This window comes from Parasphingorhabdus sp. (assembly GCF_039968395.1).
Taxonomy (GTDB): Bacteria; Pseudomonadota; Alphaproteobacteria; order Sphingomonadales; family Sphingomonadaceae; genus Parasphingorhabdus.
Genome location: NZ_JBDVPV010000003.1, coordinates 176,314 through 198,826, shown reverse-complemented (window position 1 = coordinate 198,826; position 22,513 = coordinate 176,314). Strand labels below are relative to the sequence as shown.

20 protein-coding genes and 1 tRNA gene are annotated in these 22,513 nt (G+C 54.4%); 13 read left to right on the top strand and 8 right to left on the bottom strand.

The genetic code is table 11. The features are described from left to right. Window positions 1–16 precede the first annotated feature (16 nt). Together ABJI30_RS08935 and ABJI30_RS08930 are read left to right on the top strand one after the other, a co-directional pair. Window positions 17–562 carry a DsrE family protein gene (locus tag ABJI30_RS08935; protein ID WP_348015834.1) on the top strand — a complete coding sequence of 182 codons (546 nt, stop codon included), beginning with the start codon at window positions 17–19 and terminating at the stop codon, window positions 560–562. 22 nt (window positions 563–584) lie between these two features. After that, on the top strand, window positions 585–974 hold the full coding sequence (locus tag ABJI30_RS08930; RefSeq protein WP_348015833.1) for a hypothetical protein: 390 nt from the start codon (window positions 585–587) through the stop codon (window positions 972–974). On the opposite strand, the gene ABJI30_RS08925 is transcribed toward ABJI30_RS08930, so the two are convergent. Next, window positions 961–2,118 (bottom strand): crosslink repair DNA glycosylase YcaQ family protein, encoded by a 1,158-nt coding sequence (locus ABJI30_RS08925; RefSeq protein ID WP_348015832.1) that lies wholly within the window; start codon window positions 2,116–2,118, stop codon window positions 961–963. The genes ABJI30_RS08930 and ABJI30_RS08925 overlap by 14 nt on opposite strands. 9 nt (window positions 2,119–2,127) lie before the next feature. Beyond that, complete coding sequence (locus ABJI30_RS08920) at window positions 2,128–3,519, bottom strand: Mur ligase family protein (protein WP_348015831.1); 1,392 nt, start codon at window positions 3,517–3,519, stop codon at window positions 2,128–2,130. Window positions 3,520–3,576: 57 nt separating this feature from the next. Between ABJI30_RS08920 and ABJI30_RS08915 the strand changes: the two genes are divergently transcribed. Beyond that, window positions 3,577–4,410: an LD-carboxypeptidase gene (locus ABJI30_RS08915; RefSeq protein WP_348015830.1), complete on the top strand. Its 834-nt coding sequence runs from the start codon at window positions 3,577–3,579 to the stop codon at window positions 4,408–4,410. A gap of 6 nt (window positions 4,411–4,416) precedes the next feature. Here the strand turns inward: ABJI30_RS08915 and ABJI30_RS08910 are convergent, their stop codons facing one another. From ABJI30_RS08910 to ABJI30_RS08890, 5 genes are all read right to left on the bottom strand, one after another. After that, window positions 4,417–4,833 carry a hypothetical protein gene (locus ABJI30_RS08910; protein WP_348015829.1) on the bottom strand — a complete coding sequence of 139 codons (417 nt, stop codon included), beginning with the start codon at window positions 4,831–4,833 and terminating at the stop codon, window positions 4,417–4,419. Continuing rightward, a complete protein-coding gene (gene yghU, locus ABJI30_RS08905) occupies window positions 4,830–5,708 on the bottom strand; it encodes a glutathione-dependent disulfide-bond oxidoreductase (protein ID WP_348015828.1) in 879 nt (292 codons plus the stop codon). Before yghU ends, ABJI30_RS08910 begins: the two co-directional genes overlap by 4 nt. Before the next feature lie 462 nt (window positions 5,709–6,170). Further along, the gene (locus ABJI30_RS08900) at window positions 6,171–7,568 is read right to left on the bottom strand and encodes a vanadium-dependent haloperoxidase (RefSeq protein ID WP_348015827.1); all 1,398 of its coding nucleotides are present in this window, start codon (window positions 7,566–7,568) and stop codon (window positions 6,171–6,173) included. A 647-nt stretch (window positions 7,569–8,215) separates the two neighbouring features. After that, window positions 8,216–9,850 (bottom strand): winged helix-turn-helix domain-containing protein, encoded by a 1,635-nt coding sequence (locus ABJI30_RS08895; protein ID WP_348015826.1) that lies wholly within the window; start codon window positions 9,848–9,850, stop codon window positions 8,216–8,218. A gap of 196 nt (window positions 9,851–10,046) precedes the next feature. Beyond that, on the bottom strand, window positions 10,047–10,454 hold the full coding sequence (locus ABJI30_RS08890; RefSeq protein ID WP_348015825.1) for a hypothetical protein: 408 nt from the start codon (window positions 10,452–10,454) through the stop codon (window positions 10,047–10,049). 391 nt (window positions 10,455–10,845) lie between these two features. On the opposite strand from ABJI30_RS08890, the gene ABJI30_RS08885 reads away from it, so the two are divergent. From ABJI30_RS08885 to ABJI30_RS08870, 4 genes are all read left to right on the top strand, one after another. Continuing rightward, complete coding sequence (locus ABJI30_RS08885) at window positions 10,846–11,037, top strand: hypothetical protein (protein WP_348015824.1); 192 nt, start codon at window positions 10,846–10,848, stop codon at window positions 11,035–11,037. Window positions 11,038–11,066: 29 nt separating this feature from the next. After that, window positions 11,067–11,990 (top strand): AraC family transcriptional regulator, encoded by a 924-nt coding sequence (locus ABJI30_RS08880; protein ID WP_348015823.1) that lies wholly within the window; start codon window positions 11,067–11,069, stop codon window positions 11,988–11,990. A 302-nt stretch (window positions 11,991–12,292) separates the two neighbouring features. Continuing rightward, window positions 12,293–12,775, top strand: a complete 483-nt coding sequence (locus tag ABJI30_RS08875) for a YHS domain-containing (seleno)protein (protein ID WP_348015822.1) — start codon at window positions 12,293–12,295, stop codon at window positions 12,773–12,775. A 59-nt stretch (window positions 12,776–12,834) separates the two neighbouring features. Then, the gene (locus tag ABJI30_RS08870) at window positions 12,835–13,245 is read left to right on the top strand and encodes an MAPEG family protein (RefSeq protein WP_348015821.1); all 411 of its coding nucleotides are present in this window, start codon (window positions 12,835–12,837) and stop codon (window positions 13,243–13,245) included. Between the two features lie 263 nt (window positions 13,246–13,508). On the opposite strand, the gene ABJI30_RS08865 is transcribed toward ABJI30_RS08870, so the two are convergent. Beyond that, window positions 13,509–13,582: transfer RNA gene (locus ABJI30_RS08865), tRNA-Cys, on the bottom strand. 264 nt (window positions 13,583–13,846) lie between these two features. Between ABJI30_RS08865 and ABJI30_RS08860 the strand changes: the two genes are divergently transcribed. From ABJI30_RS08860 to ABJI30_RS08835, 6 genes are all read left to right on the top strand, one after another. Next, complete coding sequence (locus ABJI30_RS08860) at window positions 13,847–14,500, top strand: protein-L-isoaspartate O-methyltransferase (protein WP_348015820.1); 654 nt, start codon at window positions 13,847–13,849, stop codon at window positions 14,498–14,500. A gap of 34 nt (window positions 14,501–14,534) precedes the next feature. Continuing rightward, window positions 14,535–16,001, top strand: coding sequence for a TolC family outer membrane protein (locus ABJI30_RS08855; protein WP_348015819.1), 1,467 nt, complete (start codon window positions 14,535–14,537; stop codon window positions 15,999–16,001). Window positions 16,002–16,104: 103 nt separating this feature from the next. Further along, complete coding sequence (locus tag ABJI30_RS08850) at window positions 16,105–16,608, top strand: DUF2497 domain-containing protein (RefSeq protein ID WP_348015818.1); 504 nt, start codon at window positions 16,105–16,107, stop codon at window positions 16,606–16,608. 80 nt (window positions 16,609–16,688) lie between these two features. Further along, window positions 16,689–18,779, top strand: coding sequence for a S9 family peptidase (locus tag ABJI30_RS08845; RefSeq protein WP_348015817.1), 2,091 nt, complete (start codon window positions 16,689–16,691; stop codon window positions 18,777–18,779). Beyond that, complete coding sequence (locus ABJI30_RS08840; protein WP_348015816.1) at window positions 18,779–19,450, top strand: enoyl-CoA hydratase/isomerase family protein; 672 nt, start codon at window positions 18,779–18,781, stop codon at window positions 19,448–19,450. The genes ABJI30_RS08845 and ABJI30_RS08840 overlap by 1 nt, the downstream gene beginning before the upstream one ends. A gap of 327 nt (window positions 19,451–19,777) precedes the next feature. Then, window positions 19,778–22,510 (top strand): valine--tRNA ligase, encoded by a 2,733-nt coding sequence (locus ABJI30_RS08835; protein WP_348015815.1) that lies wholly within the window; start codon window positions 19,778–19,780, stop codon window positions 22,508–22,510. Window positions 22,511–22,513 lie beyond the last annotated feature (3 nt).

The window sequence follows — 22,513 nt, the reverse complement described above, 5'->3', positions numbered from 1 at the left end:
CGCAAAGGAAACAGACATGCAGGTACTAAAAACTCTCTTATTTATCAGCGCCTTGCTTGCAGCAAATCCGGCATTGGCACAGTTAAAGGGGTTTGAGACCGGTCCCGTATTTAAAGATTTTGGTCCGACTGCGGCGGTCGAAACCAGCGCTCCGCTCGCCAAACATGTGCAGTATAAAATCGCATTTGACGTTGCGAAGAAAGCTGATCCTGCAAAACTGAACCGGACGATCGAAAGCGCGGCCCGATTTATCAACATGCATGTCAAAGCCGGCATTCCCGCAGAGAATATCAGGATCGCGATAGTCGTGCATGGCGGCGCGTCGGGTGATCTCGTCAAACAGGAGATTTACGGTGCGCGCAATGATGGCGCGAACAATGGCAGCGCAGCAGCGATTGCAGTCCTGCAGAAACACGGCGTATCTTTTCACCTGTGCGGGCAAAGTGCAGCAGCATATAGTATCAGCAAGGACGACTTGTTGCCCGGTGTTCTCATGAGCCTTTCGGCGATGACTGCCCATGCGTTGCTGCAACAAGACGGCTACACGCTCAACCCGTTCTAGAAATTTGAAGGCACCGAATAGAATGACAGCCAAAATACGCACCATTGCATTTTGGGTTCTCACCGGCTTGATTGTCGCGGCGTTTCTGTTCGACGCGTATCTCAATCTGACGGGCAATCCCGATCTGCAAAAGGAACTGGCAAAAGTAGGCTGGGGCAACGAACAGTTGCCACTCGGGCTCACGGTGCTCTTCTATTGCGTGATGTTTCTGATCCCCTACACGCGAAAAGTCGGCTTCTTGCTGATGAGTGCACATCTTGCGGGTGCAACGGCGCTGGAAATTGCCTTGGGCAATTATCCTCCCTTTGTGCCGGTGGTGATGCTCGTCATGTTGTGGAGCGGAATGTATCTGAAATATCCGGAAATGTTCCGCATGGCACCAACGGCCCACGACCCTGCTACTCGGGGATAAAATCAACGCCGATAAAGCGCGCCAGCCGGCCCAGTTCGGCGTCGAGCTTCTCCTCTCGCGCCTGTGTCCAGCGCACCCCCTTTTCCGGCCAGAGTTTGCGTAATTTCAACCAGCCCGCCTTGCGGTCTGCCTTCAATTCGATCCGGCCCACCATCCGGTCGCCTTCGAGCAGCGGATAGACATAATAGCCCCATTTGCGTTTGGCCGCCGGGACAAAAATCTCGATGCGATAGTCAAATCCGAACAGGCGCGACAGCCGGGTGCGATCGCGGATGACCGGATCAAACGGACTGAGTATCCGCAGCCGTGATGTGGGTTTAACATTTTCGGCCAGCCGGTTTTCAATATCTGCAGGTGCAAAAGCCTTGAACCAGTCACCCTGCGCCGTTTGCAGTTCAACCGGAACCAGCTCGTCGGCCAAGCCGGTCGTCCACGCCTTGACCTCGGCCGCGCTGGTCGCCGCCCAGAAGCGCTGGATATCGCCAGGCGAACCAAAGCCCAACCGGTCCAGTGCATTCCGGCAAAGCCAGTCTATCTGCTCGGCATCACCCTGCTCGGCCTTGCGATGATGTTCCGGGATAACCCGCTCTGTCAGGTCATAATATTTGATGAAATTTTCGCGGTGAGACGTGGTCAGTTCGCCGGCATACCACATGTGATCCAGCGCCTTTTTGTGTGGTGGCCGCGCCCACATCTCTTTCTTGCCGGTAATCTTGGTATCAAACGCGTGGGTTGAGAGCGCACCTTCGGCCTCTATCCGGGCCTTGATCGCTGCAATCTCTTCGGAAGCCAGTTCGGTTCGATAAAAGTCCGAACGGCTAACGCGTTCCCCCAATCGGCGAAATTGGCGTTGCCACATCGGGTAATAGTCCATTGGCAAGACCGAGGCGTCATGCGTGAAATGTTCAAAGACCATCCGATCTTTCGCCAGCAGTCGGTTCAGCATGGGCTCACGATAATTCTGGTTACGGCTCCACAAAATGTGATGATGCGCCCGGGTCACGTTGCGGATCGTGTCGAGCTGCACGAAACCAAGATTTTTGATGATCTCCAACAGATCAAGCCGACCGGTGGGCGCAGCTGCTAGCCCCTGGCTGTTCAACCACAGACGGCGCGCATCGCGATTGAATATCTTCAGCGCCATAACATCAGATCAAGCGTCCAGTCGTTGCAGTAATCCCACCGCGAAACTGTGCAATGTGTCGTCGCGGGCGCCCATGATCACGATCCGGTCTCCCGGTTCCGCCCATTGGACAATCTGGTCGCCGCAGGTATCTCGATTGGCAATATGCCGCGCATCCGGCCCGTTCCTGATCGCATCCACGACGCTTTCGCTGCCGAGGCTGCGGTCAACCGTACCGCCGAAGTAAACCGGATCGCACAGCAAGACCCTGTCATCCTCGTCGAGCAGATCAGCGAACACTTCGGCCAGTTCCGCACCCATTTTGCGGATCGGTCCAAAACCATGCGGTTGGAAGAATGCAATGATCCGACCGGGAAAGGCTTTCATCGTCTTTAACGTAGCGGCGATCTTGTCCGGGTTATGACCGAAATCATCGATCACGCTGATGTCATTGGCGGTTCCGACAATATCAAACCGGCGCGCCAGTCCGACGAAATCGCCGATCGCTTCGACGCTTTTTTGAACCGGCACTCCTGCCGCCGAAGCCGCAGCAACGGCGGCCAGCGCATTTGCAATATTGTGACGCCCGGGAACCCGCATCGAAACATCGAAACGTTCTCCACCGGCATGCAGGACAAACTGGCTACTGACCGGCGCCTCGACAATATCGGTTGCCCGGAAATCTGCTTCTTCGGAAAATCCAAAGCTGATCGCATCCTCGAGCGTCAGACCATTGACCAAAGTCGCCGTTTCAGCATCGTCACAATTCCAGACGGCATGTCGCGCCTTGCCGGCAAAGTCGCCAAACAGCATGCGCAATTCTTCAAGACTTTTGTGATCAAGGCTGACATTGTTGAGCACAGCGATCTCCGGATCGAACAGCGCTATTGATCCGTCGCTTTCATCGACCTCACTGACCATGATCTCGCCATTACCAACGCGCGAACTTGCAAATGGTGCGTCATCGGCGACGAAATTCTTCATCACCGCGCCATTCATGATCGTCGGATCGCGGCCTGCCTCGGTCAATATCCAGCCAATCATGCCGGTTACGGTCGACTTTCCGCTGGTGCCTCCAATTGCAATGCTGCGCGGGGTAGCATTAAACTGTTCCGCCAGCAGTTCTGCACGTGTCATGCGCTTGCAGCCCAGGGCATTGGCTTTCGCCACATCAGGCACCGTGTCTTCAATCGCAGCCGACGCGATCAATATCTGATCGCCGCTGGTTAGTCCGCTGCCATCCTGTGCAAACAGGCCTATGCCTTTGGCTTGCAGCCATTCGAACTTGGCCGCCAGCCGGCCCTGGTCCAGAGCCCGATCAGATCCGGCAACCGCTGCACCATTTTCTCGCACGATCATCGCCAGCGGCAGCATGCCCGACCCACCGATTCCACAAAAATAATAGGATTTGTCTTTACGCATCATCCCCCGCTATTGCGTCGGCAGCATTTTGGCAATTGCAGAAGGGCAAAAAACAATATGACAAGGACGAGGATCGGAATATGTGCGCCATCGACACCGATCTATCCGGAGGAAGTCGAACAGCTGATCACCCTTGCCGCAGCCAGCCATCCCGATGCCGAACTGGTCTTCCATGAACAGTGTTTTGCGATCGCGGGACATTTTGCCGGCGAAGATGATTTGCGGTCAGCAGCTTTTGTCGAACTCGCCAATGACCCAACCCTTGATGCGATCTGGTTTGCACGTGGCGGCTATGGTGCGGCGCGAATTGCAGACACTATCCTTGAGCGGCTGACTCCAGCGGCCGGGAACAAACTTTATATGGGTTATAGCGACGGCGGCAATTTGCTGGGTGCTCTGTACAAGTCCGGCATTGGTACGCAGGCTCACGGCCCCATGCCGGTAGATATTCGCCGCGACAATGGTGACATCGCGGTCCGCAGAGCACTTGACTGGCTGGTTGACCGGAATCCGGCGGCGCTGGAATCCCATGTCCAGCCGAACCAGAGTTACGCCGCATTCAACCTGATGACACTGGCGATGATGGTCGGCACGCCGCTCTTGCCGGACTTGCGCGGCCATATCCTGATGATCGAGGAAATTGCCGAATATCTCTATGCCTTTGACCGCGCGCTGTTCAACGTCACCAGCCATCTCGCCGACGCCGGTTTGTCGGGACTCTATCTCGGACGGGTCAGCGATGTGCCGGAGAATAACCGCCCCTTCGGCGAGGAAGTGGAAGAGATTGTCAGCCGGTGGTGCGAACACACCAATATCCCCTATCTCGGACGCGCTGATATCGGGCACGACATGGAGAACAAGATTGTGCCTTTCGGGAAGCTTTCTGACTAGGAGGGATCAGGCTGTTCCGGTAAAATACCGCGCAACATCTACCACATCAATCGCCAGTGAAATTCCGTTGATCACCAGATAGAGCAGGATATATTTGCCAAACAGCGTGTCCGCCGGCGCATGCTCGGCACGGCGTTTCATTACCCACAGCCATGCGGGCATCCAGAATACCAGATGCGCGAGACCCAGCAAACGAACATAGCCATATTCCGCATAGAGCATGTTCATCATCGTCGCCGATGCAAAAAAAGCGGCCAATATGACCCAAGGCTCGATACGAAGACCCCATGACTTTTCTGTCCGCTTGAACAGGAAAAAGACGGCTGCCATGTTGACAGCACCAAGGCTGTACATCCAGATTTTCAGCCAGGTGGGCTGAAGCGCAATCGCTTCGCCCAAAGTCGCGGGGTCTATTCCATTCACTCGGCGGGTTCTCCTATCTTGTCCTGGGTGCGCAATTCAAAATCACTGGCATCGTGTCGCTCGTGCAGTTGCGTTTCAGGTTCGCCATATGGACGGTTGACCATCATGCCACGTTTGGCTGCGGGGCGCTCACCAACCAGCGCAGTCCAGCGCTGGACGTTTTTATAGTCCTGCACGGACAGAAATTCACCGGCTTCATAAAGTACGCCGCGTGCGAGCCCACCATACCATGGGAAAATCGCCATGTCTGCGATGCTGTATTCGTCACCGGCAAAATATTCATTCTCCGCAAGGTGACGGTCCAGAACATCCATCTGCCGCTTCACTTCCATGGCATAGCGATTGATGGGATATTCATATTTCTCAGGGGCATAGGCATAGAAATGGCCAAAACCACCGCCCAGAAACGGCGCGCTGCCCATCTGCCAGAACAACCAGTTCATGGCTTCGGTGCGCTTGTAATGATCTGTCGGCAGAAATGCGTTAAACTTCTCTGCGAGATAGACCAGCATCGAACCGGATTCAAACAGGCGCGTCGGCGGACTGGTGCTGTGATCCATCAAAGCCGGGATTTTGCTGTTGGGATTGATCGCAACGAAATCACTGCCAAACTGCTCGCCTTCGCCGATATTGATCAGCCAGGCGTCATATTCCGCCTCCTTGTGACCCGCCTCGAGCAGCTCTTCAAACATCATCGTCACCTTCACCCCGTTGGGTGTGCCAAGCGAGTAAAGCTGAAACGGATGTTTGCCGACGGGAAGTTCCTTTTCCTGTGTCGGCCCGGCAATCGGACGGTTAATATTGGCAAAGCGCCCGCCACTCTCGGAATCCCAGGTCCAGATTTTGGGCGGTACATAAGCTGCGGGCGTATTCATTTCGGAATTCCTTTTTCTTTTCAGCGATTCAGGGCGTGTCAAATGACCGCGAAGATCGCTTATCAAAGAAAGGGAAGGACTGGCAAACATACAATTCTTCTTCCGAGCAAAGAATTTGTCAGCAGTGGTTCGGCGGGATCGGTTGTCGGACGCAAAAGATTCAGGGATGAGGACTGCCTGATCACGTCGCGGCTCAATCAACTGATATCCGATTTTCGATATACATAAAGCGGCAAAGAGACCGGGTGTGTTGAGGGTACCCGGTCTCCTTGCCTATGGGAGCGCTTCGACACATGGAGGCAACCATGATAGCGACCCTGTGCTCCCAATTACTGTTTTGCTCTGCGCAAATATTCTGTTTCATGCTGGCCCCTGTTGCTCGAAGCCATTTGCTCCAACTTTTCAGAAGAAACTTGCAGATGGCCTCTATATTTTCTCTATTTTGCCCGTTTATCCAAAGTCTTATATTCGCGGCTGCAAAAATGTATCAAATGCGTTCCGCGCCAGCGACCGCCCTGCTTCCATCGCGTGATCATGGTCGATCTTCCAGTTCACGCCGCCAAAAATTCTGCTGAATCCGCTTTCTTCTGCGATTTGCGTCAGACTGGACCATTGCCGTCGATGTCCTTTCAGGGAGGGCAAATCTATATGGTCGGGTGACTCCTGCTCCAATCGTATCTGGTCTGATCCGGTCAACAGCTTGATCAATTCGGTTACTGTTGCGCCAATGGCAGAATGCGCGGAGATATAGGAAGGATATTCAGGCGTCGCGATAGCGCTACACCAATCCCGATCCGCCAACACCCGGCTATCGGGGTTGGAATAGCCATCGGCATAGATACGAATTGCCGTCTCGGGCCGCATCACGTCGAAAAAATATTTGCTGTCCCATGCGTGGATCGACGCATCACATTGGGCTGCTCCCAATAGTGCAAAAGCCCGGGCGAGGTTCAGAAAATCCAGTCCGCGGTCTTGCAGGGCCTGAATCGCTATGAGCAAAAAATGACCAGATACTGTCAGACCGCGGGGCCCGCCTTGCCAAAACAATATCGAACGGGTCTGGTCCGCTGTTCTGACGCGGCTGTTTACACCGCCGACACTACGCAACAGATCAAAGTCTTCCGCAAATTCGGGGCTGGCGGGGTTGTGAAAGATTCCAGACCGGAATCGCGATCCGGAATTGACTGTCCACGGCCTGATCTGGCCGTGACCCGGAGAAATACCAAGAGAATACATCCGGGAAGCCAGATCAGGAACCCGGCTTTCATTTGGGCTTGGCGACACCCAGCGCATCACATGGTTCAGTCGGGTATACCGGCCAAGATTATAGTTTGCGAGTCCGGGATCCGAGCCATCAGCCTGCCGCAAGGCCAAAATCTTGTGACCCGCATTTCGCCCCCAGACCACCGCCCGGGATTTGCCGTCGCCATCTTCACGATCGTCCAGGTAGCGCAAGGTTTCTGATTGCAATGACCGTCCAAAAAGGTGCTCCGCCACGGTCGCAAATGCAATGGCATATGATATTTCGGGATCCGCACCAGCCGGACCTTCGCCAAGATCCATCGGATCATCATATTGCCCCTCCAACGCGTTGGTTGCCAGAAATCCCGCGATCATCGGCATTGCAAGACAATAGGCGGCCCTTGGAAGGGCAATTTGCTCGCGACGGACCAGCTGCAAGGCGATATCGATCCAGTGAAAGATGCAGTTTTGATGCTGCGGAGCCAGAACCGGCGTCAGATAGCAGGCCGCACTGCCAAATTCGCCCAAACGACCGGAGAAGGGGTTGGTTGCAAACGGTCCATCCCCTATTTCCGCATAATTTGCATTACGTTCAATGCCCACGCCAAGCTGTGCCATAAATAGCCTTTCCGACCACGCCAGATTTCATGGCTGTTGCACAAGCTTTTGGCGCGTTTCATGTCGAGAAGCTTGCAGATGGCCTTCATATTGACGCTATTATCAGGGCTGAATCGGCATTTATGCGAGGTTTGCCGAGGTGCCGCACATATACAGAAAAATGCAGGTCGCGTGCAAGCAATCCGGCGAGTTGTGTCTATGATTGAACCCATCCTGCAATTGTAATGATTGGCGATATGTATTTTGGTCGCACAGGATTGCAGCAACTTTGGTTGCGAAGAAATTCTGCAATGGTACCGGTCATGAATTGATACCCACATTGTTGACAGGTCAACATTGCAGACAAATCAGGTCGACGTCACTGGTCCGGCGATCGCTGATTTAGGAGAGGGTCGCGGGCCTCTGGCCATGCACCCTCTCCATAAATCGGATCACTTGATTCTGGCAGCAGCGATCCAAATGGCCGGATGTGGTGACGGGATTGGTGTAACGGGGTTGGCGTGACAGGTGTGACGCGATCGGGATTTCATCTTTGCGCAATGTTCTCGCCGATATGATCATTGTGCTATTTCGGTCCAACGCCCGCGTTCCCGATATCACGCGGACGAAGTTTTAATTCGGGCGGAAGTGGTTTCGCCCCGTGTTTGTCATGATTCCGGTATGCCGGCCTTGCGCAAGCCGGAAAGACATCGTTGCAACACGCCTTCCTCCTGAAACGGCTGATACATGGCAAATTTTCGCACATTATATTGCGGATTGATCCGCAATATATGCCGCCCTGCATCCAACGCATCTTCTTCGCGATCCAGTTCGGCATATATGATCGCCAACGTACAATATGCGAAGAAATAATCAGGGTCGAGAACAAGACATTCGCGTGCAGCCGCGATCGCGTCATCATAGCGCCTGAGCAACATCAGTATCGCCGCCAGAATTTCGGGATTACCCGCCTTGTAGAGCGGAGCAAGTCGCATCGCTTTTCTGAGCAACGCTTCGGCTGTCGGCAGTTCGTTGCAATACATTTTGATCGCACCAGCGCAGCCAATGGCATAATTGTTGTTCGGTCCGAATTCGATCGCCCGATTGGCCAATTTGCTTGCAGCTTCAAAGTCCCGCAGCGACACCATAATCAGTGCAAGCAATCCCAGAGTACCGGCATTGGATGGATTAATGGCCAATCCGCGCTCTGCAGCTTTGCGCGCTTCGACCAAAGTGAGAACAGGATTGTCCGACCATCCTCCCAACGCTTCGGCCCAATAAGAATAGCCGATCCAGCTCCAGGCCCCGGCATAATTCGGATCGAGCCTGGCTGCCTCGACAGCAAATTTTCGACCTTGCACAACGCTGGGCTGACGATGGGTGAGGCACAGTTCACGTGCCTTAAGAACAGCTTCCCACGCTTGATAGCTTTTCGTTCCGTCTGCCCATAGTCGCGCATCTTCGCCGTCTGCCAGTTGCACCTGCAAGGCCGTGATAATCTCGCGCGCCATGTCGTCCTGCAAATCAAATATGGACTGCATTTCCCGATCATAGCGTTCCGCCCAGACGTGATTGCCATTTACAGCGTCAATGAGTTGAACCGAAACCCGAAAACGGCCGTCAGAGCACCGAACACTCCCGTCCAGCACATGCTGAACATTCAGGCGCTCGCCAAGGACTTTCACGTCCGACAAGTTCGATGCATGTTCGATTCTGGGAACGCGCCCCACGACAAACAAACGCGGAACCTTTGTCAGTGCCGTGATGATATCTTCGCATATGCCTTCGGTAAAATAGTGGTGCTCGGGATCGTCAGACAGATTTTGAAACGGCAGAATGGCGATTGACGACAATATTGCTGACGAAGCGCCATGATGCAAAGGTGCCGTTGCCGGTTCGTGCAATCCGGTGGGTTGGTTCACCGGGGCAGGTCCGCTGTTGTTCATCACGGGATCAATTGCGGTATCACCCGGCCTCCTATTGGGTTCGGAGGACGATATGGTGGGCGGGATCGCAAATCGAAATCCGCGATTGTGCACGGTCTTCACAAGCCTCTGCAATTTGCCATTGTCGTTCACCGCCTGCCGTACAGACCGGATCCTGCTGTTCACGACAGCTTCCGATACAATTCGACCTCGCCAGACAATCGCATTGATTTCATCTTTTGTGACGACGCGGTTGTGGTTGGAAATCAGGAGCTCCAGCAGAGCATAGACTTGCGGCTGCATTCTTATCGCAACGCCGGCGTGAAACAGCTCTTGCAAATCTGTGTTGAGCTTGAAATCCTCAAATTTGTAGATCATGTCAGATCTGCCCTGAGATGATCGGCCGGGAATAAAGGCCCATGGCAAAAATGGCATTGAACAGCTTCTGAACCTGCCAGTTTTTGGTCGGCAGGAAATACAACCTTCTCCCGCCGGCAGGGCGTCCTCTGGATATTGACCTGCCCTGGATCTCCGTATATTTTTGAAAAACTGCGATCAAGACATGCATCCGACACTATGACCGGAATCTGACAAGCGATAATAGCGGGCGAGCGGCCTGATTGTCGTTGACGACTGCACTCCGCCGAACCGGACCCGTATTTTTCGTTTTCCGCACAGATGATCTGGGAAAAATCTTGACGCTTCCCAAACGATAATAACAGATGCGCCGGCGATGATATGTTCTTTTGCCCGCCAGCATCTCGAACAGCCTTCGCACACCGGCACCAATCACTCTGAAGACCGTGACTGCCAGTATTGCTGTTACGCCGACCGGGATCAACGGGAACAAATAGAAGTGTTTGCGGAAGTACAAGGTCAGCTTTTCGTTTCGGCCCCAGCGAACGTATAAAGCCGCCCAGACAAAGGTTGAGACCAGATAGGGTATTGCAATCAGCAATGATCTGATCGCGATATCAGTCATTGTTCCGCCCAGCGAACATGTGATCTTGCCCGATAGTCAAATCACCCGAGTCCTTCGTGCTGGGAAAAACCGGGATAAAGCATCTGACACACTCCTCAAAAAACTACCCCCTGTCACAATGTGACATGATACAATGCTTGTTTGTGCTCCACCTATTATTACATTTTCGGACAAGGCGCTTGCAGATCATCTGAGCAAAATCTCTAGATGGTCGTTATTTTTTGCATTTTTTCTGGATTTGAACAGACCCGGAGCACAGTGCAGGGCCTTTTTTTCGCCGCTCTCCCGACATCATCGCGATGCGACAGGGCCGAATTTGATCTGATAGCGGGTCTCGGTGAAGAAGCATTGGTCGGAGCATGGTTGCCCGGACTGTTAGAGCTAGATCGCTATGGCGGACACTCGACTGATGCTGTTTCATGACAGCGACGATATTATTGCATATGTCGTTCAAAAAGAATGCTGTATGACAAAGACGTTCATCAGGACCGACAATCGTGCAAATGAACAGGATATTGTACTCATCTCCCTGGACGATCTGCATCATAGTCGGGGTCAATCGGTAATCTACCGGCTATTGTGAGACGAACGGCAAGACTGTATGATCTGGCTATGGATATACTCAACGACATTCTGGATACGCTCGATCTAAAGGGCGCGCTATATTTTCGGACTGATTTTTCAGGTGCTTGGTCAGTAGCCGTCCCGGTACTCGAACAGGCGGCACGCTTTCATCTGGTGGTGCAGGGACAATGCCATGTGAAACTTCCCGGCGAGGAAGCCATTGTGCTAGGTCCAGGCGACCTGATCCTGATACCAAAAGGACAAACCCATATTTTGTCGGATAGTCCTGTCCAGGATGCGCCGCCGCTCGAACAAGTCCTCGAGGCTGTAGAATATAACGGGGATGGCGTTCTGGTTGTCGGAGAAGGCAATGATGTCGCGTCGACGCAGTTAATCTGCGGCCATTTCACATTTCGGAAAAATGCGGATCATCCGATATTGCGATCGCTGCCCGATCATTTGCTGACCACCGCATCGATGCGCGCTCAAAACCCCTGGCTCGACGAGATATTGCGATTGATAAACCGGCAAATGTTCTCGGACAATGTCGGGTCGGACGCATCGGTACGTCGGTTGTCAGAAATCATGTTTATCGAATTACTGCGTGCAGGGATTGAACAGCAGGAAGAAATTGGCGCGTTGCTGAAAGGCTTTCGGGATCCGCAAATCGGACATGCTCTGGAGTTGATGCACCGCGAACCGACCACAACCTGGACGGTTGAATCACTTGCACGGCAAGTGGGAATGTCACGTAGCCGGTTTGCCGAACGGTTTGGTGATCTGGTTGGACAAGGGCCGATGTCCTACCTGACGGACTGGCGGTTGCAAAAAGCGCTGTCGATACTGGATCACAGTAACTGCTCTGTGCAGCAAGTGGCAGCGCAAACCGGCTATCAATCACCGGCAGCATTCACCCGCGCCTTTGCCGGAAAGTTTGGCGTGGCGCCTACTTTATACCGTCAAATGCTATAATAGTTTGCACATCGTCCCAGTCAATTGATATATTATCGCTAACTAACCCCATTGTATTGCCATATCGTCTCACTTGAGAGAAATGCGTTCCAACGACATTGAAGGAACGAAACATCAAACGGACAATGTGACCAATCCAAGGGAGACTTTCAGCGCCCCCTTGCTGAATATCTCTTCCCCCCAACGGTCATAATATTTCGTTCGAGATGAATTCCCTGTCGTCAACTCGCGTGACCATTTTGGTTGCAAATTTATCGGGGCAGATTGCTCCATCACACGACTAAACAAAAAAGGAATTATCCATGTTCAAGAAAGTAACTCTCGCCACCACAATCGCATTGGCAACCTTCGTAGCCACGCCCGCAATGGCAGCTGACGAGTATAACGTATCATCCGGCCTGACCGCGGCGGCGGCCCCGCTTGCCCTGCATGGTGTAGACACGGTTGCATTCATCAATACCGGCAACCGGATTGAAGGGTCGGCAAAATTTGCTGCTGTTCATGACGGTGTTGCTTATTATTTTGCCAGTCAGGCCAATTTGGACACGTTCCAGGCAAACCCGGCTCAATTTTTGCCTCAAAACGGCGGTTTCTGCACCTTTGGTGTTTCTGTCGGCAAGAAATTTGACGGCGACCCACGCTGGGCGGATGTTCGCAATGGCAAACTCTATGTTTTCCTGAGCGAAGATATTTTCAAAGCATATCAGAAAGACCCGGAAGGCGCGATCGCCAAAGCCGAAACCAACTGGAAAACAATTCGTCACACAGCGGCGACAGACCTTTAAAAATTGCGACGGGGTGAGCAGGCAATTGGCTCACCCCGCCTCGCGATAGGAGAATCATCATGGAAACTGCATATACGTATCTTGCCCTCAGTGGCATTCTCACGGTCCTGTTGTGGACACCCTATATCGTTGGACGTTTGTTTGTTTGGGGACCAATGAATTTTCTGACCGGCTATCCGGAAAACTTCCCCAAGGAAGAGCCGGAAACACCATTGTGGATGGATCGTGCGAAACGTGCCCACCTCAACATGGTCGAAACCATGCCGGCATTTGTTGCCGTTGTAGCCGCAGCAGGCCTGCTCGGCGATGCATCAATTGCCGGAACCGTAGGCACATGGGCGAAAGTATTTTTCTTTGCCCGGATTGCACATGCAATTGTCTACACGTTTGGCATTCCAGGTCTCAGAACGCCGGTTTACCTGATCTCCTGGGCATCAATTTTGATGATTGGCGCTCAAATCGTTCTTTGACGGGCGTTCATCATTATTCTCTCGAGACCTGCGAAGCCAATTCAGGCTTTGCAGGTCTTGTATTGGCAGAGGATTGTAACAGCATGTCCGCTTTTGCGCCCGTTGCAGATGCCAATGAGCAGTTAACCGCGGCAGTAACCAGGCGAATCGCAGATCGCTGGAACGATATTCCCCCTTGATAACAGCGCGCTAGCAAAGGCTTGCAGACGGTGTGGCTGACTGCACCTCAAATGATTGTTTGAATATTACGACATGTGAGATTTTGGAGGCCCGAGCCGGAATCGAACCGGCGTGGACGGTTTTGCAAACCGCTGCGTGACCACTCCGCCATCGGGCCTATCCATGGGAGGTCGTGTGCGGGCCGCGAAATGCGTGGCTTTGCACCCAATGTCAACCCTGATTCAGTCGGATTTGTTCTGCGACCGGCCAGACAATTGCGGCCATCATCGATTGCAAATTGCACAATGAACCGAATTTCGCCGCAATCCACCTTGGCGATGCTGCGAAGTGCCGCTAGAAGCGGTTGAAAATTCTCCATACTGTATTGCCTTAATAATACAGAGGTGGCATAGAGAAACAACAAAGGTTCAAAGGTGGTATAGTGGGTCACGAAAACTTCAATGAAATGCGCAAGGCCATGGTCGTCAGCCAATTGCGGACAACAGATGTCAGTGATCCTGCCGTGATTGCCGCGATGAGCCATGTCGCGCGCGAGGATTTTGTTCCCGCAGCATCGCGCAATGTCGCCTATTCTGATCGCGGCGTCAGCGTTGGCGAAGGGCGTTCGCTGAATTCGCCTCTTTCTACCGGCCTGCTGCTGACTGCTGCCGAGCTGACGCCGGACGACAATGTGCTGCTGATCGGCGCCGCGACCGGATATACTGCCGCCGTCATTGCCGATATCGTTGCTGAGGTCGTCGCGGTGGAACAGTCCGGCAAACTGGCGACAAAAGCAAAAGCAAATCTTGCCCAAATGCCCAACGTCACTTTGGAAAAGGGCGATCATGCGAAGGGCGCTCCGCAAAAGGGTCCCTATTCTGCGATTATTCTGGACGGCATCATCGAAGACGTGCCTGCCGCACTGGTCGATCAGCTTGCCACTGACGGACGACTGGTCACCGCGATGGCGGACAATGGCGTGACTCGTCTGGCTCTTGGCCGCAAGGCCGGAGATGTCATTGGTTTTCAATATTTTGCCGATTGCGGGGGCGCGACTTTACCAGGGTTTGAAAAAGCGAAGAGCTTTCATTTCTAGAACCATGCCCAGGCGATCTTCCACGAAAGGGAAAATGATGAACAAGCGCATGCTGATTGCAAGTGCTGCCGTGATAGCCATGTTGCCCGCGCCCGCTTCTGCGGACACATTGCGAGAAGCCTTTATCGCGGCCTACCAGACCAATCCCACTCTTTCCGGAGCTCAGGCCGGGCAGCGTGCGCTGGATGAATCCGTGCCAATCGCCAAAGCCGATGGCTTGCCCAACGCTGGTTCGCAGTTTACCTTTCAGGAAAATTTCCTTCGTAGTGCCAACAGCTTCACCGCGCCGTTGCGGCAGGCTTCAGCAGGCGGCAATTTCGAAGTTCCAATCTACTCGGGTGGCGCGGTAAAAAATGCAGTGCGCGCAGCAAAAACACGGGTTTCTGCCGGGCAGAATGATCTGCGTGGTACCGAATCCAGCCTGTTTAGCAGCGTTGCGGCGGCTTATATGGATGTCATTCGCGACGAAGCAATTGTCCGGTTGAACCGCGCCAATGTTGGTGTTTTGTCAGTCAATCTGGACGCGACGAGCGATCGATTTGAAATTGGCGACCTGACCCGTACAGATGTTGCCCAGTCAGAATCGCGTCTCGAAGTCGCCAAAGGTCAGCTGGAAACCGCACGGGCAACTCTGATTGCCAGCAAGGAAAACTACATTGCTCTGGTTGGTTCGCCTCCCGGCGAGCTTGAGCCGCCGCCGCCATTGCCAAATCTGCCGGACACCCCGGACGCGGCTGTGGATATTGCGCTGCAAAGCAACCCGGACCTGCTGGCCGCAAAAGAGCGCAGCGATGCTGCAGAATTCGATATTAAAACAGCGCGTGCGGCGAGCAAGCCTCGAGTTACCACGTTCGCTCAAGGCAGTTATGTCAATTTCTTCGACACGCTTGGTGGCAGCATTGCCAGTGCCAATTTTGTTCAGGAACAATCGACCGCAGAAGTCGGTGTTCGCGCAACCATCCCAATTTATCAAGGTGGTAGACCGGCAGCACAAATTCGTCAGGCGCAGGCCCGGTCGGGTCAGAGCTATGAGCAACAAATAGCCATTGAACGCAGTGTGATCTCGCAGACAAGAGCGGCTTATTCGAGCTGGCGCGCTTCCGAACGGGTCATCCAGTCATCCGAACGCGCCGTCGCTGCCAGTGCTCTGTCGCTGGAAGGTGTGCGCGCAGAAAACAGCGTGGGCAACCGCACGATTCTGGACATATTGAACGCCGAGCAGGAATTGCTCAACGCGCAGGTCAACCTGGTGACTGCGCGCCGCAACAGCTATGTGGCCGGCTTCTCGCTGCTTGCAGCAATGGGTAGAGCCGAGGCGCGAGATCTCGGACTGGATGGCGGCCCGCTTTATGATCCGCAAGTCAATTACAAGCGGGTCAAGGGCATTATCTACGATTTTCACAGCGATCCAAATCCGGAGCCGCAGGCAACCCGTACGGTGGACACGCCTGCGCAGACTGCGGATGTCGAGCCGTTGCCGGATTCTCCCAACCCCAAATAAGGCTCGGTTCGGGCCACTCGCCGGTTGCCCCAAACATGGTTAATCGGCTAAAGGGCTTCAGTTCACAGTTGTTTGCGCGCCAGCGTGTTGGGGGTTTTGCGATATGTCACAGCAAAATAAAGAGTCTTCCATGGAAGAGATATTGTCGTCGATCAAACGCATAATCGCGGAAGACAAGGCGATTGAAATGGATCGCCCCGCGACAACAGAACCCCGAAAAGATGCGGTCGCGGATCAAGCCGAGGCTCCCGAGGAAGTCACAGCGGCTGATTCGGAAGAAATCGCAGGGGAAGAAGAAATTCTGGAGCTGACCAATGAAGTTACGGAAACAACATCTTCCGCTCGCGGTGTTTTTGGCGACCGCCGAAAGAAAGAGCGGCTGATCAACGATCAGAAACTCGATTCGATGCGTCAGTCGCTTTCGGCTTTGGTCGCCATGGAAGGTGCGAACAGCCCTGCCCCGGTCGAGAAGGTCAATGGCACATCACTGGAAGATCTCACCCGCGAAATGATGCGGCCAATGCTGGAAAACTGGCTCAACGAGAACCTGCCACAGCTGGTTGAAGAACTGGTCGCCGAAGAAATTCGCAGGATCAGCCAGAAATAGAAACCCGCAGATCACCGAATTGAAGCGCTGAATTGATCTGGAACAATTGATCTGCCGCGCGGGCGTGCTACACCCCGCCGATGAAAAACAAAACTCAGGCATCACTCGCGGCCCTCATCCTGACCGGTACGCTTATTTCCGCCCCCCTTGCTTCTGCCCGTCCGATGACAGCAGAAGACCTGGCAACCATGAAAAGGCTCGGCGCGCCAGCGGTTTCGCCCGATGGCAAATGGGCGGCCTTTCAGGTTACGGAAACCGAAGCAGACACATATGATCGCGAAACCGGGTTATATTTACTCGACATCTATATGCCGAATGCCAAACCAGTGCGCATTGCAGACAAAGCCGATGCCAGCGAACACGGCCCGGCTTTTTCGGCAGACGGCAAATCCCTGTTCTATCTGAGTGATGCGAGCGGGAAAGAACAATTGTGGCGGATCAGTATCTCGGCCGCTGGAAAAAATGGAGATCCGGTTCAAGCCAGCGATCTGGCTGCGGATATTGCCGGGTTCAAACTGTCTCCTTCAGGCAAAATGATTGCGGTCTGGGGAGATATCGCCAAAGATTGTGCCACATTTGGCTGCGCGGAATCCGGTGACCGCGCCAAACCGGGGCCAGGTACGGGACGGGAATATGACGAACTTTTCGTGCGACACTGGTCCAGCTGGGAAACACCGGGGAATTACAGCCGCATCTTCGCTTTTGATCTTGTTGATGGAAAAATCTCCGGCAGCGGCAATGCCATGGACGGCGATCTGATTGGCGACAGCCCGTCCAAACCCTTTGGGGGCGGCGAGGAAATTGCCTGGACGCCGGATGATGAAGGCGTGTTCTTCACATTGCGCATAGCAGATGGCAACGAACCGAAATCAACCAATCTCGACATATACGGGACGATGGCGGATGGCACCCGGACGAAGAATTTCACCGAAGCCAATAAAGCAACCGATACGATGCCAGCTTTTTCGCCCGATGGGCAGTCGCTGGCCTGGGCGGCCATGGAACGTCCAAATTACGAATCCGATCGCCTCGTTCTCAAAATTCGCGGCAAGGGTGATAGCGCGACGGGCAAGGATGACATTGAACTGACCGGAAACTGGGATCGATCGGTGGGATCGATCAACTGGGCTGCCGACAGCAAAAGCCTGTACGTTACGGCACAGGACGTGCTGGATCATCCGGTTTTTGAAGTCGATGCGGTGACGGGCAATGTCGAGCGACTGACCGGAGCAGGCAATGCTTCCAACGTGATTGCTCTGGGCGGCGGTGCGATTATCTACACCATGAACAGCCTTCAGGGACCCAGTGACCTGTATCGCCGTGATGCGGACGGACAAGTGACCCGGCTGACCAACGTCAACGGCGCCAGGCTCGCCGAAATTGACACGGTTGAAGTCGAGCGGTTCAAGTTCAAGGGTGCGAACGGCGATGACGTCTGGGGACAGATTATCAAACCATCCAATGCCAAAGGTCAATTGCCGATGGCATTTCTGGTCCATGGCGGTCCGCAGGGCAGCTTTGGAAACAGCTGGTCATCCCGCTGGAACCCGAAGGTCATGGCGGCACAGGGATATGCGGTTGTGACCGTCGATTTCCATGGCAGCGTTGGATATGGTCAGGAATTTACCGACAGCATCAACCAGGATTGGGGCGGCAAACCGCTCGAGGATCTCAAACTTGGTTTTGCAGCAGCACTGAAAACCGACAGTCAGATTGACGGCGAGAAAGCCTGTGCGCTGGGCGCATCTTATGGCGGCTACATGATGAACTGGATTGCCGGCAACTGGCCGGATCGGTTTGATTGCATCATCAATCATGCCGGGATATTCGACTTGCGCAGCTTTGCGTTCAGCACCGAAGAGCTCTGGTTTGACCAGTGGGATCATGGCGGGCCCTGGAAGGACAGGCCCAATGCCGAAAAATGGAACCCGCTGAACCATATCGAAAACTGGAAAACCCCGACATTGTTCATTCATGGCGAAAAGGATTTCCGGATTCCCTACACCCAGTCACTCATGCCATTCACCTATGCGCAAGAGCAGGACATACCTTCAAGACTGCTGATCTTCCCGGATGAAAATCACTGGATTAGAAAAGGCAAGAACAGCGTGCAATGGCACCGCAATGTGTTTGACTGGATGAACAGATGGACGAAAGGCGGGCCCAAGTAATGAGCTATTTTCAGACCGAAGATCGCGACGGTACGATCATCGTCACCCTGACCAACGCGGAGCGCAATACGCTCAATCCCGAGCTGCTTGAAGAAGGCGCGACCTTGCTTCAGGAGCTTGGAAAGAACCCGCCGAGGCAAGGCGTGGTGCTGACCGGCGCGGGCGCGCATTTCACCTGCGGGATGGACACAAAAGTCGCGGCGGCGCTGGACGAAGCGGGCCAGGAACGGGCTGTGGCTGGAATCAACGCTTTTTGTGCGGCATTGCACCGCCTGCCCTGCGCGCTGGTCTGCGCGGTCAATGGCAATGCCATCGGCGCAGGCGGGATTATGATGCTCTGTGCTGACTGGATTTACGCTGCCACGGGAAATTACAAGATCGGATTGCCAGAGGCCAAAGCCGGCCTGCCCTTCCCGCCCGTTCCGCAAGTGGTATTGGACTATTGGCTGGAACCTGCATGGCGCAGGCGTCTGGCGCTCTCCAGCATGTTGCTCGCACCCAATGAAGCAATTGGGGCCGGGATGGTCGAAGCAACGGTCATGGCTGACGATCTGATCGACAAGTCGGTTACCAAGGCACAGGAACTTAGCGATCAACCGGGATTCAAGGCCTGCAAACGGCAATTGCGCGCCCGCGCCAATGCGGAGATTGATGCAATTTTGGCGGGTTGAGAATGTTTTGAACCTCAGGCGCCGGGCGTTTTTTTAGAACCTCAGGCGCCGGGCGCGGGCATCCGCCCGCTTGGCTACGCGCCAATAAGGCGCGGCGGCCGGTTGGCCTTGCCTCGGCTATGCCTCGGTTCGGTGTAATCCAGATAAGTTGCACCAAACCGACGCGAAGCGGAGGCAAGCGCGACCGCGCGCCCGAGCTTATGCGAGGATAGGCAAGCGGGCGGATGCCCGCACCCGGCGCTTGAGGCTAAATAAACAACACCCGGCGCCTGAAGTTCCAAAAAACACCCTGTTGTCACACATCAAAACCAATGCCAAAGACGCCTCATGACACTTGATAAAAATTTCGACCCTGCCAGCATTGAAACCCGCTGGTATGAGCACTGGGAAAAATCCGGCCAGTTCCGCCCTGAACGCGGCGATGCAGAACCTTACACAATCGTCAATCCGCCACCCAATGTCACCGGTTCGCTGCATATTGGCCATGCGCTCGACAATACACTGCAGGACATCATCATCCGTCACGAACGACTGAAGGGCAAGGATGCGCTTTGGGTGGTCGGAATGGATCACGCCGGCATCGCCACCCAGATGGTCGTCGAGCGCCAGATGAACGAGCGCCAGCAGAAGCGCACGGACTATTCGCGCGAGGAATTTGTCGAGAAAGTCTGGGAGTGGAAAGAGGAATCCGGCGGGACGATTACCAAACAGCTGCGGCGACTGGGCTGCTCGATGGACTGGTCCAACGAACGCTTCACCATGGACGAAGGCATGAACGAAGCCGTGCTCAAGGTGTTTGTGGATCTCTATAATGACGGTCTGATCTATCGCGACAAACGCCTGGTCAACTGGGACCCCGCGCTGAAAACCGCGATTTCCGATCTGGAGGTCGAGACGACCGACATGAAGGGCAGCTTCTGGCACTTTAAATATCCGCTCGCCGATGATGCAAAACTCGATGATGGCCGCGACTATATCGAAGTCGCAACGACCCGGCCGGAAACCATGCTCGCCGATATGGCGGTTGCGGTACACCCGTCTGACGAGCGTTACAAAAGCGTGATCGGCAAGGACATCCTGCAACCGATTACCGGCCGCCGCTTCAAGATCGTGGCGGACGAGCATGCCGATCCGGAACTGGGTTCGGGTGCAGTGAAGATTACGCCGGGTCATGATTTCAACGATTTCGAAGTCGGCAAACGCGCCGGCATTGCGGCGGGCGACATGCTCAACATGCTCGATGGCGAGGCCAATGTTTGCCAGACGGCAGATGGCCTGGTGCCCGAAGAATATATCGGATTGCACCGGTTCAAGCGTGATGGCGTTGATGGTGCTCGCGAACTGGTTGTGCAGCGGCTCAAGGAGCAAGGCTTCCTGATCCCGCATGTAACCAAAAACAAGGACGGTGAAGAAGTCGAACATGACGCCGAACCGCGCACCATCGCGACCCCGTTTGGTGATCGTGGCGGTGTGGTGGTGGAACCCTGGCTGACCGACCAATGGTATGTCGATGCGGAAACTTTGGCGCAGCCCGCGATCAAGGCGGTGCGCGAAGGTGATATCGAGATTGTCCCGAAAAGCTGGGAGAAGACCTGGTTCAACTGGATGGAGAATATCCAGCCCTGGTGCGTGTCCCGGCAATTATGGTGGGGTCACCGTATTCCGGCCTGGTTCGACGATAATGGAAAAATATACGTTGCCGAAGATGAAACGGCTGCGCAGGAGCAGGCAGGCGCAGGAGTAGCCCTCACCCGCGACCCCGACGTCCTCGACACATGGTTCTCCTCCGCGCTCTGGCCCTTCGGCACGCTCGGCTGGCCGGAAGAAACCGAAGATCTCAAGCGTCATTATCCTAATGACCTGCTGATCTCCGGCTTTGACATCCTGTTCTTCTGGGACGCCCGCATGGCGATGCAGGGGATCCAGTTCATGAAGGATGTGCCGTGGAAGCGGCTTTATCTGCACGGTCTTGTGCGTGCTCCGGATGGACAGAAAATGTCCAAGTCAAAAGGCAATGTCGTCGATCCGCTCGGGCTGATTGACGAATATGGTGCGGACGCGCTGCGCTTCTTCATGGCGGCGATGGAAAGCCAGGGCCGTGACATCAAGATGGATGACAAACGCGTCGAAGGCTATCGCAATTTCGCGACCAAACTCTGGAACGCCTCCCGTTTCTGTGAAGTGAATGAAATCGGCGCCAGCAAAACTCTGCGCGCGCCGGAAGCCACATTGCCGGTCAATCGCTGGATCATCTCCGAGGTAACCGAAACGCTGGCCACACTCGACAAGGCGCTCGGCGACCTGCGTTTTGATGCGGCGGCCAATGCGATTTATCACTTCACCTGGGACCGGTTTTGTGACTGGTATCTAGAACTGATCAAACCGATTCTTCAAGGCGATGATGCAGCGGCGGCAGACGAAACACGTCTGGTGGCAGGCTGGGTTCTCGACCAGATCATCGTCATGCTGCACCCGTTCATGCCGTTCATTACCGAAGAGCTGTGGCATAAAATGGCGGAAGATCATGGCGGTCGGAACTATGATCTGATCGTCGCCAAATGGCCGGAACCCAAAGCCGAAGTGGACGCGGATGCCAAGGCTGAAGTGGACTGGCTGATCCGTCTGATCTCAGCCACCCGGACCGCAAAAGTGGAACTCAATATTCCGCCGGGGACAAAAATGTCCGCATTTGTCCGCGACGGCGACAGCGCTTTGCAGGACCGGATCGCACGGCAAACTCCGGCGCTGGATCGGGTTGGTCGGTTGGAGAATATCTCTTTCGACCCTGCCCCGGAAGGCGCAACAGCACAGATTGTCATTGATGACGCCACCTATGTGCTGCCGCTCGCAGGTGCTATTGACATTGACGCCGAAAAAGGACGTCTGACCAAGGCGCTGGAAGCTTCCCAAAAGGAAGCCAAAAGCCTGAACGGACGCCTGAGCAATCCGAATTTTGTTGAAAAGGCGAAACCGGAAGCGGTGGACAAGGCGCGTTCCGATCTCGCCGAGAAGGAAGCCGAAGCCGAACGATTGCAGGCTGCACTCGATCGGCTGGGCTAGAAT